The organism is Streptomyces lancefieldiae (assembly GCF_031845825.1).
GTDB classification, from domain to species: Bacteria; Actinomycetota; Actinomycetes; order Streptomycetales; family Streptomycetaceae; genus Streptomyces; species Streptomyces lancefieldiae.
This window is the reverse complement of the sequence record NZ_JAVRFH010000227.1, coordinates 1-1,172: the sequence shown is the minus strand read 5'-3', so window position 1 is coordinate 1,172 and position 1,172 is coordinate 1. Positions and strand designations below refer to the sequence as shown.

The window sequence follows — 1,172 nt, the reverse complement described above, 5'->3', positions numbered from 1 at the left end:
AAGGAATGAAAAGCATCATGTGCGCCCACGATCCCCGCCACACGCGGCAGCTTGCAGCAACCAGTCGCGCGAAGAATCATCGGGGAGTGTCTTGTTTTCGTGTAAGCCCAGCAAGTTCGGCCCGCCGCCGCGCGAAAGCAACTGCGCATCCATGACGGCGCGTTCTCCGCGATGGATCTCACCGCCCGCCACCCGCGTACCGGCGAGCCGCTGTCCACCGTGAAGTCTATGGTGCAGACCCTCGCCGCCGCCGGTGAACTTCAGCGCGATCTCCAGCGCGAGCTGACGTACGACGGGCTGCACGCCGCCGAGGCCAGGGGCAGCAAGGGCGGACGCCGCCCCGCCGCCCCGGCCGACAAGACCACCGACGTGCGCACCGCATACCTGGAGGGCCGCTCCATTGCCGCCCTCGCCCGCGAACACGGCGTCAACCGCAGCGCCATCCGCACGGGCGTCGCCTACCTTCTGCCCGACCACACCGCCACCGAGGAGGACGCCCCGGCCCCGGAGCTGCCGGTCACGCTCGACATGCCAGGCAAGGTCGCCGACTTCCTTCGCGCCACCGAGCCGGAGCCCACTGAGCGGGCCACGCTCGACCACGGGGTGACCGTACGGCGCGGCCAGGGCTATACGCTGCGTATCAGCGCCGTGTCTGCGGTACACCGCGGGCTCCTGGCCCGATGCCACCTCCTCGATGGCGCCCACGACCTGCCGGTCGTCCCGGCCCAGCGCAAGGTCCGCCGCGAGTACGAGAACCGCGTCAGCACCCTCGGCGCAGCCGGACCATGATCCAGGACAGCCACTACCGGCAAGTACCGTTCGGATACTCCACGAAGGCCCATACGTCTTGCCGGTGATGGTCTTGTATCCGACCGTCACCGGCCGCGCCGCCCTGTTCCATAGGGACGGCTAGGGATTGCCCAGCTGCACCTGACGGACCGTGCGGTCCCCGTCCTTCACCACGACTGCGATGTCCCGGTCGTCGGCACCGGGGTCCTCCAGGCCGACGGTGATCCACTGGGTGAACGCGGTGCTCGTGTCCGAACCGCGGGTGATCGTGGCGGCCTGTGGATACAAAGGGGCCATCGGCTAGGCAGCGTGATTGTGGTGGGCGGCAGCTGCCGTTGTATACGAGAGGCTTTTGCAGACGTTGGCCAATGCCGCACGAGGCC

2 protein-coding genes are annotated in these 1,172 nt (G+C 68.4%); one reads left to right on the top strand and one right to left on the bottom strand.

Going from position 1 to position 1,172, the window contains the following annotated elements; all coding sequences use genetic code 11:
• Window positions 1-171 precede the first annotated feature (171 nt).
• A complete protein-coding gene (locus RM812_RS41795; RefSeq protein ID WP_311586193.1) occupies window positions 172-789 on the top strand; it encodes a hypothetical protein in 618 nt (205 codons plus the stop codon).
• Window positions 790-909: 120 nt separating this feature from the next.
• Here the strand turns inward: RM812_RS41795 and RM812_RS41790 are convergent, their stop codons facing one another.
• On the bottom strand, window positions 910-1,086 hold the full coding sequence (locus tag RM812_RS41790; RefSeq protein WP_311586191.1) for a hypothetical protein: 177 nt from the start codon (window positions 1,084-1,086) through the stop codon (window positions 910-912).
• Window positions 1,087-1,172 lie beyond the last annotated feature (86 nt).

What these genes read in the sequence shown, in the direction of transcription:
- RM812_RS41790 (WP_311586191.1), bottom strand. Translation starts at nt 1,086, where the DNA reads ATGGCCCCTTTGTATCCACAGGCCGCCACGATCACCCGCGGTTCGGAC.
- RM812_RS41795 (WP_311586193.1), top strand. Translation starts at nt 172, where the DNA reads ATGGATCTCACCGCCCGCCACCCGCGTACCGGCGAGCCGCTGTCCACC.